Annotated in this window: 19 protein-coding genes; 9 read left to right on the top strand and 10 right to left on the bottom strand. The window is 33.9% G+C overall.

The genetic code is table 11. From position 1 onward, the window contains the following. Positions 1 to 137 precede the first annotated feature (137 nt). Positions 138 to 710 carry an adenylate kinase gene (locus GWR14_RS23860; protein ID WP_246236279.1) on the bottom strand — a complete coding sequence of 191 codons (573 nt, stop codon included), beginning with the start codon at positions 708 to 710 and terminating at the stop codon, positions 138 to 140. A 72-nt stretch (positions 711 to 782) separates the two neighbouring features. Then, positions 783 to 1,313 (bottom strand): hypoxanthine phosphoribosyltransferase, encoded by a 531-nt coding sequence (gene hpt / locus GWR14_RS23865; protein WP_246236280.1) that lies wholly within the window; start codon positions 1,311 to 1,313, stop codon positions 783 to 785. Between the two features lie 97 nt (positions 1,314 to 1,410). On the opposite strand from hpt, the gene GWR14_RS04645 reads away from it, so the two are divergent. The 7 genes from GWR14_RS04645 (at position 1,411) to GWR14_RS04675 (ending at position 7,419) form a co-directional block, all read left to right on the top strand. Then, positions 1,411 to 1,962 carry a hypothetical protein gene (locus GWR14_RS04645; RefSeq protein ID WP_163407856.1) on the top strand — a complete coding sequence of 184 codons (552 nt, stop codon included), beginning with the start codon at positions 1,411 to 1,413 and terminating at the stop codon, positions 1,960 to 1,962. Positions 1,963 to 2,139: 177 nt separating this feature from the next. Further along, entirely contained in the window at positions 2,140 to 3,288 is a 1,149-nt protein-coding gene (locus GWR14_RS04650) for a 5-(carboxyamino)imidazole ribonucleotide synthase (protein ID WP_163407857.1), read from the top strand. 84 nt (positions 3,289 to 3,372) lie between these two features. After that, positions 3,373 to 3,858: a 5-(carboxyamino)imidazole ribonucleotide mutase gene (gene purE, locus GWR14_RS04655; RefSeq protein ID WP_163407858.1), complete on the top strand. Its 486-nt coding sequence runs from the start codon at positions 3,373 to 3,375 to the stop codon at positions 3,856 to 3,858. A gap of 178 nt (positions 3,859 to 4,036) precedes the next feature. Continuing rightward, entirely contained in the window at positions 4,037 to 4,264 is a 228-nt protein-coding gene (locus GWR14_RS04660) for a hypothetical protein (RefSeq protein ID WP_163407859.1), read from the top strand. Continuing rightward, the gene (locus tag GWR14_RS04665; protein WP_163407860.1) at positions 4,264 to 4,551 is read left to right on the top strand and encodes a type II toxin-antitoxin system RelE/ParE family toxin; all 288 of its coding nucleotides are present in this window, start codon (positions 4,264 to 4,266) and stop codon (positions 4,549 to 4,551) included. Before GWR14_RS04660 ends, GWR14_RS04665 begins: the two co-directional genes overlap by 1 nt. 36 nt (positions 4,552 to 4,587) lie before the next feature. Further along, positions 4,588 to 6,615, top strand: coding sequence for a M3 family metallopeptidase (locus tag GWR14_RS04670; RefSeq protein ID WP_163407861.1), 2,028 nt, complete (start codon positions 4,588 to 4,590; stop codon positions 6,613 to 6,615). Between the two features lie 144 nt (positions 6,616 to 6,759). Then, on the top strand, positions 6,760 to 7,419 hold the full coding sequence (locus GWR14_RS04675; RefSeq protein ID WP_163407862.1) for a SanA/YdcF family protein: 660 nt from the start codon (positions 6,760 to 6,762) through the stop codon (positions 7,417 to 7,419). 40 nt (positions 7,420 to 7,459) lie between these two features. Here the strand turns inward: GWR14_RS04675 and gcvP are convergent, their stop codons facing one another. Beyond that, complete coding sequence (gene gcvP, locus GWR14_RS04680) at positions 7,460 to 10,309, bottom strand: aminomethyl-transferring glycine dehydrogenase (protein ID WP_163407863.1); 2,850 nt, start codon at positions 10,307 to 10,309, stop codon at positions 7,460 to 7,462. Between the two features lie 218 nt (positions 10,310 to 10,527). Between gcvP and GWR14_RS04685 the strand changes: the two genes are divergently transcribed. After that, positions 10,528 to 11,340: a hypothetical protein gene (locus tag GWR14_RS04685; protein ID WP_163407864.1), complete on the top strand. Its 813-nt coding sequence runs from the start codon at positions 10,528 to 10,530 to the stop codon at positions 11,338 to 11,340. 317 nt (positions 11,341 to 11,657) lie between these two features. Further along, entirely contained in the window at positions 11,658 to 12,071 is a 414-nt protein-coding gene (locus tag GWR14_RS04690) for a DUF1842 domain-containing protein (RefSeq protein ID WP_163407865.1), read from the top strand. A 220-nt stretch (positions 12,072 to 12,291) separates the two neighbouring features. Here the strand turns inward: GWR14_RS04690 and GWR14_RS04695 are convergent, their stop codons facing one another. The 7 genes from GWR14_RS04695 to GWR14_RS04725 all read right to left on the bottom strand — a co-directional run bounded on the left by GWR14_RS04695 (position 12,292) and on the right by GWR14_RS04725 (position 16,390). Continuing rightward, complete coding sequence (locus tag GWR14_RS04695) at positions 12,292 to 12,744, bottom strand: SRPBCC family protein (protein ID WP_163407866.1); 453 nt, start codon at positions 12,742 to 12,744, stop codon at positions 12,292 to 12,294. Continuing rightward, positions 12,741 to 13,694: an APC family permease gene (locus GWR14_RS04700; protein WP_163407867.1), complete on the bottom strand. Its 954-nt coding sequence runs from the start codon at positions 13,692 to 13,694 to the stop codon at positions 12,741 to 12,743. Before GWR14_RS04700 ends, GWR14_RS04695 begins: the two co-directional genes overlap by 4 nt. Before the next feature lie 10 nt (positions 13,695 to 13,704). Continuing rightward, a complete protein-coding gene (locus GWR14_RS04705; protein WP_163407868.1) occupies positions 13,705 to 14,613 on the bottom strand; it encodes a TIGR01777 family oxidoreductase in 909 nt (302 codons plus the stop codon). Positions 14,614 to 14,734: 121 nt separating this feature from the next. Beyond that, a complete protein-coding gene (locus GWR14_RS04710; RefSeq protein ID WP_163407869.1) occupies positions 14,735 to 15,121 on the bottom strand; it encodes a hypothetical protein in 387 nt (128 codons plus the stop codon). Positions 15,122 to 15,139: 18 nt separating this feature from the next. After that, a complete protein-coding gene (locus GWR14_RS04715) occupies positions 15,140 to 15,487 on the bottom strand; it encodes a hypothetical protein (protein ID WP_031455638.1) in 348 nt (115 codons plus the stop codon). Continuing rightward, the gene (locus GWR14_RS04720) at positions 15,484 to 15,831 is read right to left on the bottom strand and encodes a hypothetical protein (protein WP_163407870.1); all 348 of its coding nucleotides are present in this window, start codon (positions 15,829 to 15,831) and stop codon (positions 15,484 to 15,486) included. The genes GWR14_RS04715 and GWR14_RS04720 overlap by 4 nt, the downstream gene beginning before the upstream one ends. Positions 15,832 to 15,886: 55 nt before the next feature. Continuing rightward, the gene (locus GWR14_RS04725; RefSeq protein ID WP_163407871.1) at positions 15,887 to 16,390 is read right to left on the bottom strand and encodes a GbsR/MarR family transcriptional regulator; all 504 of its coding nucleotides are present in this window, start codon (positions 16,388 to 16,390) and stop codon (positions 15,887 to 15,889) included. Positions 16,391 to 16,654: the final 264 nt, after the last annotated feature.

Below are 16,654 nucleotides of genomic sequence, written 5' to 3' on the forward strand. Positions count from 1 at the left end.
CCAGATGGAAGAGAAAAGCCCGGAGCTAAAAAAACTAATTTTTCCTACCAGAAAACAGCGACCAGCGGAAGCTCGTTTTATGGTTTGGAAAAATAGTTTTTTTAGCGAGGACTTGTAACGTACAGCTGGAAAAGCTTCTACAAATTATCTATAACTGACGTTAATCGCTCTGTAATCTGCTCGATAGTTCCGATACCGTTTACGGCATGAAATTTATTTTGCTCTTTATAATACCCAATTAACGGAGCTGTTTTTTCGTTGTATTCCTGATACCTCATACGAATTTTTTCTTCGTCCTGATCATCTGCTCTTCCACTTGTTTTTCCTCTTTCTAATAAACGTGCTACCAAAATTTCGTCATCAGCTTCTAAAGCGATTGTTGCTGTTACGCTTGATCCGATTGTTGGCAAAAATTTATCTAAAGCCTCTGCCTGATTAATTGTTCTTGGATAACCGTCGAACAAAAATCCTGCTGTATCCGGATGCTTTTTTACCTCATCAATTAACATTGCAGTTGTTACTTCACAAGGAACCAATTCTCCATTGTCCATAAAAACTCTTGCTTTTTTTCCAAGTTCAGTATCATTTTTTAAATTGAAACGAAAAATATCTCCTGTTGAAAGGTGTGTTAAATTGTATTTTTCTTTTAAAAATTCTGCCTGAGTTCCTTTTCCTGCTCCAGGCTTTCCAAATAAAACGATGTTAATCATAATGAAAGTAATTGTTGTGCTTCTTGTTTTTTAAGAAGTTTAAAATGAATATATAGTTGTCTTTGTTTAAAATTATTCTGCTAACTTATAGATTTCGGGTAAATTTCTCCCTAAACCATCGTAGTCCAGGCCGTAGCCTACAATGAATTTGTTTGGAATCCTGATTCCGATGTAATCTATTTTGATATCTTTTTTATAAGCATCGGGTTTAAAGAACAAAGTTGCAATTTTAAAATGTTTTACATTTTGTTCTTTAAACTTATGTTTTAATTCTTCGATTGTATTTCCTGTGTCAATAATATCTTCGATTATGACAACAGTTCTTCCTGAAAGGTCCTGATTAATTCCGATTAATTCTTTAACCGAATTTGTACTTTCAGTTCCTTCATACGATGCCATTTTGATAAATGAAACTTCGCATGGTTTTTTATATTTTTTCAGAAAATCAGCTACAACCATAAAAGCGCCATTCAAAACTCCGATAAAAATTGGTGTATCATCCCCAAAATCATCTTCTACCTGCGCCACTATTTTGGATAAAGCAAAATCAATTTCTTTAGCCGAAATAAATGGAACGAATTGTTTATCGTGAAGTTGTATCATTATTTCTATTTTAAAATAATGGACAAAGATACTGAATTCGAATTTGAGAACCGAAAATTGAGTCTAAATTTGTATTTTAAAATCAAATTCAAAAAAAATGCTTTCTGAACTACAAGAAAAACTGAATTACGTTAGTGCTCATAGAGAAAACCGCTTGAAATGCGCACAAGATGTTCTTGAAAACCCACATTTATTTGACGAATTGGTTTCGATTTGCTTTTCGCCCGAAGATAAAAACAATCATAAAGCCTGCTGGATTTTAGAATTTGTTTCGTACGAAGAATTGCATTGGATTCAGCCGCATCTTGATTTTTTCTGTTCGAATCTGAAAGTTTTAAAAGACGAAAGTTCCATGCGTCCTATTGCAAAAGTGGTTCAGCTTTTAGTAAAATCACATTACAAGAAAAGCGAAAACGGGATTCAGCTTTCTGAAGAAAATCTACAAAACTGTATCGAAGCCTCTTTCGACTGGCTGATCAACGATACCAAAGTCGCCACAAAAGCCTATTCAATCAGAACCTTATATATACTAGGAAATTATTACGACTGGATTCATCCTGAACTCAAAGTCATAATTGATAAAGATTTCGGAGACCACTCCCCCGCCTATAAAGCCGTCGCCAAAGAAGTTTTGAAGAAAATAAAATAAGTTTTTGATAGCCACGAATTCACGAATTATTTTTTTACATATAATTCAAGAAAAAAAAAATTCGTGAATTGCTTCGACTATTCGCTATCGCTCGGGTCGTAGCGAAAAAAACTTGTATACAACGAAATTTTGGCTAAAAAAAGATTAAAAAGTATCTTTGCAAAAACACAACACAAAATGAATTATTTTTCTTCTGATTTTAAATTAGGAATATTAGGTGGCGGACAATTAGGTAAAATGCTTTTGTTTGACACCCGAAAATTTGATATACAAACTTACGTACTGGATCCAAGCGACGAAGCGCCAAGTAAAATTGCCTGCAACAAGTTTTTTCAAGGCGATTTAATGGATTATGAAACTGTTTACAATTTCGGAAAACAAGTCAATGTTTTGACTTTCGAAATCGAATTGGTAAACCTTGAAGCTTTAACGCAATTGGAAAACGAAGGTTTAAAAATATATCCTTCTCCAAAAACCTTAAAAGGAATTCAGAATAAAGGCGTTCAAAAAGAATTTTACGCTAAAAATAATATCCCAACCGCACCATTCGAAAGATTCGAAAATTTAGATCAACTAAAATCTAAAATCAGCGATTTAAAATTACCATTTGTGTGGAAATGCACCGAATTTGGTTATGACGGAAACGGTGTAAAAATAGTTCGTCAAGCATCAGATTTAGACACGTTGCCAAATGTAGAATGTATTGCAGAAACTATGGTTCCGTTCAAAAACGAATTGGCGGTAATTGTAGTTAGAAATCCGTCAGGAGAAATGAAAACATATCCGGTTGTTGAAATGGAATTTCACCCAGAAGCCAATCAGGTTGAATACGTAATCTGCCCTGCAAGAATCGATGAAAAGGTAGCTGAAAAAGCCAGAGCAATCGCTTTGAATGTTTCGGAGAACTTCAATCATGTTGGTCTTTTAGCAGTTGAAATGTTCCAAACCAATGACGATGAGATTTTGGTAAACGAAGTTGCTCCACGTCCGCACAATTCTGGACATTATTCTATTGAAGCCAGTTATACTTCACAATTCGAAAATCATTTACGCGCTATTTTAGATCTTCCGTTAGGAAATACAGACAGCAAAGTGGCCGGAATTATGGTAAACTTAGTTGGAGCCGAAGGTCATTCTGGGAATGTAGTGTATGAAAACATCGAAACTATTTTAGGATGGAATGGTGTTACGCCACATATTTACGGTAAAAAACAAACGCGTCCTTTCAGAAAAATGGGCCACGTGACAATCGTAAATGAAGATATGGCCGAAGCAAGAAGAATTGCACAGGAAGTGAAGAATACTATTAGAGTGATTTCGGAATAATTAAAAAATTTAAAGATTGAAAAATTTAAAGATTACTCTGATAATTTTTAAATCTTTCAATCATTTAATCTTTAAATAAAAAACATGAGCAAAGTAGCTATTATAATGGGAAGCATCTCAGACATGCCAGTTATGCAGGATGCAATCGACATATTAAAACAATTCAGTGTAGAAGTTGAAGTGGATATCGTTTCGGCACACAGAACGCCGGAGAAATTATTCGACTTCAGCAAAAATGCACACAACCGTGGCATTTCGGTAATTATTGCCGGAGCGGGCGGTGCGGCGCATTTACCAGGAATGGTCGCTTCAATGTCTCCGCTTCCAGTAATTGGAGTTCCTGTAAAATCAAGCAATTCTATCGATGGCTGGGATTCTGTACTATCGATTTTGCAAATGCCGGGCGGCGTTCCAGTTGCAACAGTAGCTTTAAACGGAGCAAAAAATGCCGGAATCTTAGCGGCGCAGATCATCGGAAGCCACGACAAAAAAGTTTTAGATACTATTATTTCTTATAAAGAAGAATTGAAAGCGGCGGTTAATAAAGCCGCTGAAGGGTTGAAAAAATAATTATTCCACAGAGATACACAAAGACAAGCACAAAGCTTCGCAAAGAATAATTAAAAAAACTTTGCGAAGCTCTGTGTGTTTTTTCTTGGCGAAACTTTGCGAAATATCCAATTCCAAGAATTAACTAATCCTTATAAAAATTTCTAAAAGAAAAACTTAACTTTGAGAAAAAAGCAAAATGAACATTCAAACTTCTAAAATAGAGCTCGCTAAAATAGTTTTAGACATTGAAAATCCCGATTTAATTCAGGAAATTGTCGAGTTCATTCAATCCAAAGAAAGTCTTTCAGAAGAACAAAAAAGCAAAATAAATGAGGCTATTTATTCTTTAGATAATAATGAAGGAATTTCACATGATCTTGTTATGGAAGAAACCAAAAATCGTTATTCAAAATACTTTAAATAATGAATGTAATTTGGGCTCCACAAGCTAAACAAGACTTTTGGAACAATATCGATTATTTGGAAGCTGAATGGTCTGAGAAAGCTGCTCAAAATTTCATTGAAAAAGTAAATACCACAATTGCACTTTTAAAAAATGACAATGTTTTATTTCTTAAAACAAATTATAAAAATGTTTACAAAATTGTCATTACCAAACACATTTCACTTTATTACCGTATCGAGAACACTAATTTAGAATTACTTCGTTTTTGGAATACTTTTCAGAATACGAAGAAATTTAAATTATGATTTTCTAATTTTATATTTTTAAACAGCATAAATAATATGAGCGTATTAACCCAATATTTCAACACCAAACATAATACTGCGCCTTTTTCGCAAATAAAAATCGAAGATTACGTTCCGGCTTTTCAGGAAGGAATTGCTTTAGCGAAAGCCGAAATTGATGCGATTGTAAATAATCCTGAAGCACCAACTTTTGAAAACACCATTGTTGCAATGGATTATTCTGGCGATATTTTAGATCGTCTTTCGAGTGTTTTCTTCAATTTGAATTCGGCTGAAACGAATGACGAAATGCAGAAAATTGCTCAGGAAGTTTCTCCTTGGCTTTCTGAATTCGGAAATGACATTCGTTTGAATGCGGATTTGTTTGCGAAAGTAAAAGCAGTTTACGATCAAAAAGAAAGTTTGAACCTCAACTCGGAACAAACTACTTTATTAGATAAAAAATACAAAAGTTTTTCAAGAAACGGAGCCAACCTTCCAGAAGAAAAGAAAAACCAATTAAGAGAAATCGACAAAGAATTATCGAAATTGAGTTTGCAGTTTGGCGAAAATGTTTTGGCAGAAACCAACAATTTCGAACTGCATTTAACTGATGAAAAAGATTTATCAGGTTTACCGGAAGGCACAATCGAAGCGGCAAGATTATTAGCCAAAAATCAGGAAAAAGAAGGCTGGATTTTCACTTTAGATTATCCAAGTTATGTTCCGTTTTTGACTTACGCTGACAATCGCGAACTGCGCAAAAAAATGGCAATTGCATTTGGTGCAAAAGGTTTCCAAAAGAATGAATTCAACAATGAAGAAAACGTTCTGAAAATCGCCAAACTTTGTCACGAAAGAGCCAATTTATTAGGTTATAAAACGCATGCTCATTTTGTTTTGGAAGAAAGAATGGCCGAAAGTCCAGAAAAAGTTTTCTCTTTTTTAAATGATTTATTGGCAAAAGCTAAACCAGCGGCGCAAAAAGAATTCGCTGAATTAACTGCTTTCGCGAAAGATTTAGACGGAATCGAACAATTAGAAAAATGGGACGGCGCTTATTATTCTGAAAAATTAAAACAACAGCTTTTTAATTTAGATGATGAAAAACTGAAACCGTATTTCCAATTAGAAAAAGTTTTAGATGGCGCTTTTACGGTTGCCAAAAAATTATACGGATTAACTTTTACAGAAGTTTTTGATATCGATAAATATCATGAAGAAGTTACGACTTACGAAGTAACAGATGCTAACGGCAATTTAGTTTCGATTTTCTACGCTGATTTCTTCCCAAGAAAAGGAAAAAGAAATGGTGCCTGGATGACTTCATTCAAATCGCAATATGTAAAAAACGGCGTAAACGAAAGACCGCACATTTCGAACGTTTGTAATTTTACAAAACCAACGGAAACAAAACCATCGTTATTGACTTTTAATGAAGTAACGACTTTATTCCACGAATTCGGTCACGGTTTACACGGAATGCTAGCTGACACAGTTTACCCAAGTTTATCGGGAACTTCTGTTTACTGGGATTTCGTAGAATTGCCAAGTCAGATTATGGAAAACTGGTGCTACGAGCCAAAAGCTTTGGCTTTGTTTGCGAATCATTATGAAACGGGAGAAATCATTCCGATTGAGTATGTTCAGAAAATTAAAGAAAGTGCAAGTTTTCAGGAAGGTTTGGCGACTTTACGCCAATTAAGTTTTGGATTATTAGACATGGCTTGGCATGGACAAGATCCAACTGCTATTACAGATTTGAAAACTTTCGAAACTGAGCAATTTGCAAGCACTCAATTGTATCCAGATGTAAAAGAAAATGCAATGAGTACAGCATTTTCTCATATTTTCCAAGGTGGATATTCTTCTGGATATTACAGCTACAAATGGGCAGAAGTTCTAGATGCAGATGCTTTTGAATATTTCCAAGAAAAAGGCATTTTCAACGAAGAAGTTGCGAAGAAATTCAAAGACAATGTACTTTCAAAAGGAGGAACAGAACATCCGATGACTTTATACAAGCGTTTCAGAGGTCAGGAACCAAAACCTGAAGCTTTATTGAAAAGAGCAGGCTTGGTTTAGACATTCTTAGATTTTTAGACTTCTTAGACTATTAGATATTTTGAAACCGAAGCATTTTCCGCTTCGGTTTTTTTATTTGATTTTACTTAGAAATAAATTTAGTTATCTTCGTGTTTTTGAATCTTAATCTTACAAATACAAGCCGTGAAAAAATATTTCAAAATAGCTCTTTATCTAGCAATCATCGGACTGATTTTGATTGTTGCAGTAAATTATTATGTAAAATCTTCGACTAAAACTAAGATTTATTATTCAGTAAAAAAGTTCCCTAAGAATGATGTGGGAATTATTTTTGGAGCTGGAATCAGAAATAATCAGCCAAGTAAATATTTAAAAGATCGACTTGATGCCGGAATTCTGCTATACAAAATGAAGCGAATCAATAAAATTCTACTTTCGGGGGATAATGGCCGTGATGAATATGATGAATTAACGGTCATGAAAAACTACTGTTATAATCATGGTGTTGATACCTCAAAAATTTTTATTGATTATGCTGGCTTCGACACCTACTCGACTATGTATCGCGCGAAACATATTTTTAAGATTAAAAGAGCTACTTTAATATCTCAGAAATATCATTTAAACCGAGCTATTTATATTGGAAACAAACTTGGTGTAAAATCAATTGGTTTTTCTGCCAACAATGGAGAATATCTTGGATACAATTATGTTTGTTTTAGAGAATACGGTTCCATTTTCAAATCGTTTTTTGATGTTTTGAGAAATCGTGAGCCTCATTTTTTAGGAAATTCCATTGATATAAATGGTGTGTCAAATTATTCTAAGGAAGATAAAAGATAAAAAAAGCCTGCAAATTGCAGGCTTTTTTGTGAAAATAATTTTAATTTTCCATATAAGCTTCAATTGGAGCACAGCTGCAAACTAAGTTTCTGTCACCATAAGCGTCATCTACACGACGAACTGATGGCCAGAATTTATTGTCAGCGATGTAATCTAATGGGTAAGCTGCAGTTTCTCTAGAATAAGGGAAATCCCAAGAATCAGAAGTTAACATTGCTAATGTGTGCGGTGCATTTTTCAATACGTTGTTTTTATCGTCAGCAGTTACAGCTTCGATTTCTTTTCTGATTGAAATTAAAGCGTCACAGAAACGGTCTAACTCCGCTAAATCTTCAGATTCTGTTGGCTCGATCATTAAAGTTCCAGCAACTGGGAAAGAAACCGTTGGAGCGTGGAAACCGTAATCCATCAAACGTTTTGCAATATCACCAACTTCGATTCCGTTTTCTTTAAATGCACGGCAATCTAAGATCATTTCGTGAGCTGCTCTTCCGCATTCTCCTGTATAAAGAATTGGGTAGTGTCCTTCGAAACGTGCTTTCATGTAGTTCGCGTTCAAGATCGCATGCTCTGTAGCGCTTTTTAATCCTTCAGCACCCATCATAGTGATGTAGCCATAAGAAATCAAACAAACCAAAGCAGATCCGTAAGGTGCAGATGAAATAGCCGTAATTGCTTGCTCGCCGCCAACATTTAAGATTGGGTTTGTTGGCAAGAATGGAACTAATTTTTCGTTCACACAAATTGGTCCAACTCCAGGTCCACCACCACCGTGAGGAATAGCGAATGTTTTGTGTAAGTTTAAGTGACAAACGTCAGCTCCAATTGTAGCCGGATTTGTTAATCCAACCTGCGCGTTCATATTTGCACCGTCCATATATACTAATCCGCCGTTATCGTGGATTAATTTTGTGATTTCGATAATTGAAGATTCGAAAACTCCGTGAGTAGAAGGATACGTTACCATTAAACAAGATAAATCATCTTTGTGTTCAATTGCTTTTTCTCTTAAATCTTCTACGTCAATGTTTCCTTCTGGAGTCGTTTTCGTAACAATGATTTTCATTCCGGCCATCGCTGCAGAAGCAGGGTTTGTTCCATGAGCCGATGAAGGAATCAAACATACATTACGGTGACCTTCGTTTCTTGACATGTGGTAAGCACGAATTGCCATTAATCCAGCATATTCTCCTTGAGCACCTGAGTTTGGCTGTAAAGTTGTTCCAGCAAATCCAGTAATTACATTTAATTGTTGCTCTAATTTTTTAAGCATTGTAAGGTAACCTTCTACTTGGTCAACGGGTGCAAACGGGTGAATGCTGTTCCAGTTTGGCATAGAAAGAGGCAACATTTCAGAAGCTGCGTTTAATTTCATTGTACAAGAACCTAATGAAATCATCGAGTGATTCAATGATAAATCTTTACGCTCTAATTTTTTGATGTAACGCATCAACTGACTTTCTGAATGATGATTGTTGAAAACATCATGAGTCAAGAAAGCAGAAGTTCTTTCTAACGAAGCAGGCAATTGACTAGTTTCAGTCAATTCAGAAACCGTAACAGTTTCTTTTCCTAAAGCTTCAGCAAAAATCGCAGCGATTTGGTTGATGTCTGCAACAGAAGTTGTTTCGTTTAACGAAATCGAAACAGATTCAGCATCAGGATAGAAGAAGTTTACTTTGTTTTTCTCAGCAACTGCTTTTACTTTTTGAGCATCAGCTTTTACTAAAATAGTATCAAAGTAAGCCGTGTTGGTTTGGTAAACTCCTAATTTATTTAAAGCTTCAGCAGTAGTAACTGCAGATGCGTGAACTTTATTTGCAATGTATTTTAATCCTTCTGGTCCGTGGTAAACAGCGTACATTCCAGCCATAACTGCTAATAAAACCTGAGCAGTACAAATGTTTGAAGTTGCTTTTTCACGTTTAATGTGCTGCTCGCGAGTTCCTAAAGCCATACGTAAAGCACGGTTTCCATTTGTATCAACAGAAACTCCAATGATACGACCTGGCATAGAACGTTTGTACTCATCTTTAGTTGCAAAGTAAGCAGCGTGAGGTCCGCCGTAACCCATTGGTACACCAAAACGTTGTGTAGTTCCAACAACTACTGCAGCGCCCATTTCTCCCGGAGGAGTTAAAGTTGCAAGTGATAAAATATCAGCGGCAAAGGCAACTTTGATTTCGTTTTCTTTTGCTTTAGCAACAAAAGCACTGTAATCATTTACTTGACCGTATTTTCCTGGGTATTGTAAAATCGCTCCGAAGAATTCATTTGAAAAATCAAATGTTTCATGATTTCCAACAACTAATTCAATTCCAATTGGAGTTGAACGCGTTTGTAAAACTGATAAAGTCTGAGGTAGAATTTCTTCAGAAACGAAGAATTTGTGTGTGTTATTTTTCTTTTGATCTCTCGTACGAACGTCAAATAATAAAGCCATAGCTTCTGCAGCAGCAGTACCTTCATCAAGTAAAGAGGCATTGGCAATTTCCATTCCTGTTAATTCGATAACAGTAGTCTGGAAATTCAAAATAGCTTCAAGACGACCTTGAGCAATTTCTGCCTGATAAGGAGTATAAGCTGTGTACCATCCCGGGTTTTCGAAGATATTTCTTTGAATTGGAGCCGGAACGATAGTTGGGTGGTAACCCAAACCAATGTACGATTTAAATGTTTTGTTTTTCTTTCCTAATTCGCGAATATGATTTGCAAATTCGAATTCTGTCATAGCAGGATCTAAATTCAAAGGCGCTTTTAAACGAATATCGTCCGGAAGGGTTTCGTAAACAAGTTGCTCGATTGAGTCAACTCCAATGGTTTTCAGCATATGCTGAAGATCTGTTTCTCTTGGACCAATGTGTCTTAAAGCAAAAGCATCTGTTTTCATTTGTAACGATCTAATTTTTTTAAAGAGAATGTAATTGCAGGTATATTTCAGATTTAATCGTGTTTTATACAGGTTTATTACATTTTATAGTAAATGTGTTGTTTTTTTGTGGCGCAAAATTAAGTATTATTAATAATTTAATGGGTATTTTTAACTTCAATTTTTATGAAATTTACAACCAATGGGTTGGTTTGTTAACAATTGATTAGATTTGAGCTATGAAACTACTGAAACAGATATTCGATTTTTATTTAAACAGCAGCATTCATGTGGCTTTGTCCTGTTATGCTCTGGTACGGATTACGTTTCACGTGTTTCATATACAGTACGATGAGCCCATGGCTTTGTTTGTTTTTTTTGGAACAATTGTAGGATATAATTTCGTAAAATATGATGCGCTGGTTCGGGTTAAGAGAAATCCAATCGGAACTCAGCTGAAAATTATTGCTGTTTTCAGTTTTATTTCTGTTATTTTAGTTGGTTATTATTTCTTCCATTTGAAAAGAATAACGCAAATTGTTTCGATAGGCATATTTGCTATTACGGCACTTTATACGCTTCCCTTTTTTCCGAATCGAAAGAATGCCAGAAATTGGGCCGGTGTAAAAATCTATATTGTAGCACTTTGCTGGGTTGGAGCAACACTGGTTTTGCCTTTAATAAATGCGGAAATTCCTTTTACTACAGATTTTTTTATTAAATGCATTCAGCGATTTGTATTGGTTTTTGTCTTGATTTTAGTTTTCGAAATCATTGATTTGGCTAATGATGATCCACATCTTCAAACAGTTCCTCAGACAATCGGCGTAAAGAAAACTAAACTTTTGGGACTCTTATTATTGATTCCGTTTTGGTTTTTAGAGTTTTGTATTTCAACATTTAATTATCGCGACCTCTATATCAATTTTCTGATGGTTGGAATGTTGATGCTTTTTATCTTGTTTGCAAAATCAAAACGATCCAAATATTATACTTCTTTCTGGGTCGAAAGCGTGCCAGTTCTTTGGTGGCTAATGATTTTATTTCTCTAAAATTAAAATAATCATTTTTTAATAATTTTCATGACTCTCTTCCTTATGCCGGGACAGGATATGTTTTTTCCAAACCCTGATAATTTATTTCTTACATGCTCTATGTCAATTTTCATCTCTTTCATAACTAACAATTTCCTTCTCGTGACATTTCTTTTCTAAGTCCTACAAATCTGATATAGTTTTGATATAGAAAATTAAAGAATACTTCTTTGAAGATCTTAGAAATAGAAATAAAAGTGGAGCAGATCCCACTAAAAAAAACGAGGCGGTTCTGAAAAGCCTTATGAGTAAGAGAAAATATTAATTGAAAAGTTATGGCAGATTTATTAGCAGGTGCTTATTTAGCAAAAGGCACAATCGGAAATGTAGGAACACCAGGTGCTCCAGTTGCAACATTTAGTTTAGTAGTGGTACCATCACAACATTCTGTAACAGGAACAGTGGTAATTACTCAGGCGGTAAACGGTCCTGATAGCCATATCGTTGTTCAGGTAAAAGGAAGAATTTATTCTACAGGACTTGGTAACTATACTCAGGTAGTGAGTTTACAAGGACAATATGTACAGTCTTTCCCTCCTCCGGCAATTGGTTCTTTCTTAGCAGATTTTAATGCGCATTTGGCTATCGATAATGCGTGGAACGGAAAAGGAGGATTCTCTTACTACCAACATCAAATCGAAAATGTACCGGTTACAGCGGCAAAAAACCTAAAAGAACAATTGGCATAAATTTACATTCCTGAATGATATTTTATTTAAGGGTAGGAAGAAAAAAATGATGACCAATTATTTTACTTTAAAGATCGTCTGCTTATGGCGATCTTTTTATTTAAATTTTATTAAAGAGTTTGTTCGAACCAACCAATAATAATCACTAACAGGTTATGCTTTTTTGGGGGAAAGTTAATCCGTTTTGTGGGAATTAAAGTTGTTGTTTTTTCAGATAACTCTATTTGTTTTCAGCTATTTTTTTGAGGGTTTTATTTCTTTCCAATAGAAAATAAATTAGATGATTTGTTAAAAACATAGTATCGAATAATTTTCCGATAATGCCAAACGGAGTTTCATATTGCAGTTGATCTGTCATTATTGTAACTCCGTTTATTTCTTCAAAAAAATGTTCATGTCTAAAAGATTTGAATTTTCCTTCTTCCATTTCATCCACAAAATAATCACAAAAAGTCATCGCTGTAATTCGGCTTTTATGAGTCAGGTAAAATCCGAAATGTTTGCCGCGCCAGGTTACTGTTTCGTTTAAATTGATTAAGCCTGAAGTGATACCTGCAATTGCTTTTTCTTTTGAAGGAGCTGCAGATTGCTGATGAATATCTATATTTCTTGATACATCAAAAACAGTTTTTAATGAAGCATTTATTTTTGTGGTTAGATTAATAGTTGTCATTTTTGATTTTCACTTCTTTCTTTAATTACTTTTAAAATATTATTTTGGATATCTTTCATAATCCATGTTCCCCAAATTCCGGCATATGAATTGAATGTGGTTTTCATTGAAAAGTTACTATACAAAATTAATTTGTATTGATTTTTGGATATTTTTTCTAATTCGTATGTACCATCGAGCATATCAAAATATTCTCCGCCAATCAAAATGTGTTCGTCCAAAGTGGTTGATGGGATCTCATAAGTATTTGCTCTTATTTTAAATCGCATTAATTTTAAGTCTTTGTATTCAGTTACGGTCTCATGGAAAATAAGACCTTTTTCGAAAATTGCCTTTCTGTAGCCACCAATTTCTTGTTTGTCTAGTTCTGCTTTAATTGGCTTAGGGAAACCCAGCCACTTTGTTAATGCAGAGGAATCTTCTGTTGCTTTTATTTCTTTCACAGAAGTTACGTTTTGCCATATTTTAGTGTCATCACTATTAATTATAATTGAAGTATAAGTTTTAAAAACTTCAGGGTTTGTTGGAATACTGTTTTCAATTGGTCCAATTATAAAAGGAAGTAAAACAAGAATTGATAGATTTAAATTTTCCTGCTTTTTAGACTTCTTTACTTTAAAATGCCCTGCAATTAATCCTCCAATAGAACTGAAAATCAGGAATAAAGATGAAATCATTACCCAGCATGCCCAACCTTCCAAACCAATTAATATGGTCAAGAAAATGACCAGTATAATTGGTAACCAAGGTGCGAAAAATCTATAGTTTACAGATTTTACTTTTTCCATGCTTGAGTAATAAACTGTAAGCGCTCCGATTGCAACTGGAACCAGTATAAAAAATGTCCAGGTCATTACCGATAAAAAATCATCAAAAATTGAAGCACCAAATATAATTCTGAGTAATAAGGCAAATAAAATCGGGATTATAATTATTTTTAAATATTTCATTGGTTTAGTTTTATTTAATTAAATTTTTAAATGTACCTTCAATTTCTCCAAACTTAAATTCAAAACCTTTTTCCAATAGTCTTTTTGGAATCACATTTCTACTTTTCAAAACCAATTCGGTTTCTGTTCGAATAAAGAAAGAACCAATTTCCAGTAAAAAATTATTCAATGGAATTCCAAAGGAAAAACCAACTGCTTTTCGAAGTTTTTCCATGAAATCATTATTTCGAATAGGTTTTGGAGAAACAACATTTACGACTCCTGTTATTTCTTTTTCAATTATAAAATCAACTGCATTTGCAAAATCTTCTTCGTGAATCCAGCTGACAAACTGATTTCCTTTTCCCTGCCTTCCTCCAAAGCCAAATTTTGCTAAAGTCTTCAGCGGAATAAAAGCGCCGCCGTTTTTCCCTAAAACAATAGAAGTTCGTAAAGCTGTTTTTAAAGTTTTTGGAGTTTCGGTTTTAAAGAATGCTTTTTCCCAGGAAAGTGCCACATTTATAGAGAAATCATTTCCTATTTCGCCATCGGCTTCATCCATTTGTTTGTCTAATGAAAAACGATAAATAGTTGCTGTTGATGAATTCAGCCAGTGTTTTGGCGGATTTTTACAATTTAAAACTGCTTTGTTCAGGATTTTGGTACTTTCAATTCGTGATAATAAAATGGCTTTTTTATTCTTTTGAGTATATCGGCAATCTACAGATTTTCCGGCAAGATTGATTAGAACAGTTGCGTTTTCTAACTCCTTTTCCCAGCCGGAAAAAGTTCTGGCATTCCAGTTTACATATTTAATTCCATCGACAGTTTTTGAGTTTCTTCTGGTCAGAATTACAATCTCTTCAAATTTATTTTTGAAATGATTTACCAAAACCTGCCCTAAAAAACCGGTTCCGGCTGCGATAATGAGTTTTTTCATTTGTGTAATTTTTTTCGCCACGAATTCACGAATTATAAATAAATTATTTTAGTGCGAATATGAAAAATTCGTGAATTGCTTCGCCCGTTCGCTATAGCTTGGGTCGTGGCGTTTTTTTTTATTAAGCTTTAAAAACCAGTCTTTCTTCTTCCTGAGCTTCTTTTGCTTTTCTTTTTCCTCTAAAGAAGAAATATAAATTAAAGAATAACATAACCCCCAAATAAATAGAAAACCCGCCAATTTTGTAGCTTAATCTTTCAATCAGTTCCTGATAGCTGTTTTCGCTGATATTCATTTGAAGGATCATAAGAGCAAAACCAATATTTAAAAGATAAAATCCGGTTTCAAAAAGTCTGTTGGTTGCTTCGGCTATATCTTCACGGCCTTTAAAAATATCCAGCATAAAAATTTTACCATTTTTGAAAAGCGTTTTAGAAACATAATAGGTAAGGAATAATGCAATTGGTAAATAAATACTGTAACCGATTAAGATTTTTGTAGTTTCCATAATATTTGATTTTAGTTGTTATTTAATTAGTTTGTGAATGTACTTTGTGATAATTATAATATTGAGATAATGCAATACTGATATAATAAAAATAATAACAGCGGTTTTGAAGCAAATAATTTCAGTCAATTGTGTGAGCGATATTATTTTTTGCCAGGAAATCAATGTCATGGCACAATAACCAATATTCAAAAGGTAATAACCCAAAAGCAAAACCTGATTGATTTTCTGACAGATGTCAGCATGATTCGGAATCAGTTCTGCAACATAAATGTTTCCGTTTTTGTAGCAGATTTTTCCAACTCTCAGAATAATAAAAATCGTAATGCTGAGGTAAATGAAATAGGCAATGATGTTGAGGTTCATATACTAGCTTTTTTATAAATTAATACAGAAAAATATATTGCCAATATTAGAGGAAGGGTAAATTGAGTATATTCCAAAATAGGCATATAGATGATATTTGAATTGCATATCCAGCAAAAGAAAAATAGCAACACGCCAGATAAATACCATTTTAGCATTTTGTCTTTTGGATCGTAAATTAAAAGTGATATGCCTGAAATAACTTGAAACAGACCAATTAGTGGCGTAAACATTAAACCATAACCGATTAAATTTCCACTGCTTTGTTGTGTTATAAAACCTAAGGCAATAAGAATAATTGGAATTCCAATTAAAAAGATATTTATACAATTTAGAACTTTCATAGTTATTGATCGTTTTAAACTTTCAGAAAAAAATGAAAGTTTTGGTTAAATTTTTTTACTTCATAATTTTCATAACCAGTTTTCCCAGCCAGTTATCATTAAATTCCGTCATTTTGTCTAACATATTATCCGCTTTTAAAACGAAATCATACAATTTGGAAGTCTGATCTACAAAATGTTGTTCTTCAGCAGAATCTTTGGCTTCAATTGTCGAAACTTCCTTTAAGATTTTAAGTGCCGGTTTGATTTCTCTTTTGCTTCTTTCTCTCGAAATTTTTACAGCCAATTCATCTAAATCTTTTTCGGCAGTAAAAAACTCTTTTCTTTCTCCGGCTTTGTATTCTTTATACACAATTCCCCAATCCATTAAAGCACGAAGGTTCATGCTGGCGTTTCCTCGGGAAATCTGTAATTCCTCCATTATATCTTCCATAGAAACAGCTTCGTTAGAGACCATTAATAAAGCATGGATCTGTGCCATGGTTTTATTAATACCCCATTGAGAACCTAATGCTCCCCATGTCTGAACGAATTTATTTTTTGCTTCTTTGAATTCCATGAAGCAAATTTAAGTAAAAGTTTTTAAACTTTCAAAAATAATTGAAAGTTTGTTTTGGAAGAGTGATTTTTTTTAGAGAATAATCTTATGACTTGTTTTTTGTATTTTATGACAAGGAATATTCTTTTTACAACATTATATGTTTAATTGTCTGTTTATCAGATATATTTTTACAAATAGAAAATCAATTGCAGTGGAGCAGAACCCACTAAAAAAAACGAACTGTTAGCATTCAGAAAATAATGCTAGGCGCAACCTGAAAAG

This window comes from Flavobacterium ajazii (assembly GCF_010614725.1).
GTDB lineage: Bacteria > Bacteroidota > Bacteroidia > Flavobacteriales > Flavobacteriaceae > Flavobacterium > Flavobacterium ajazii.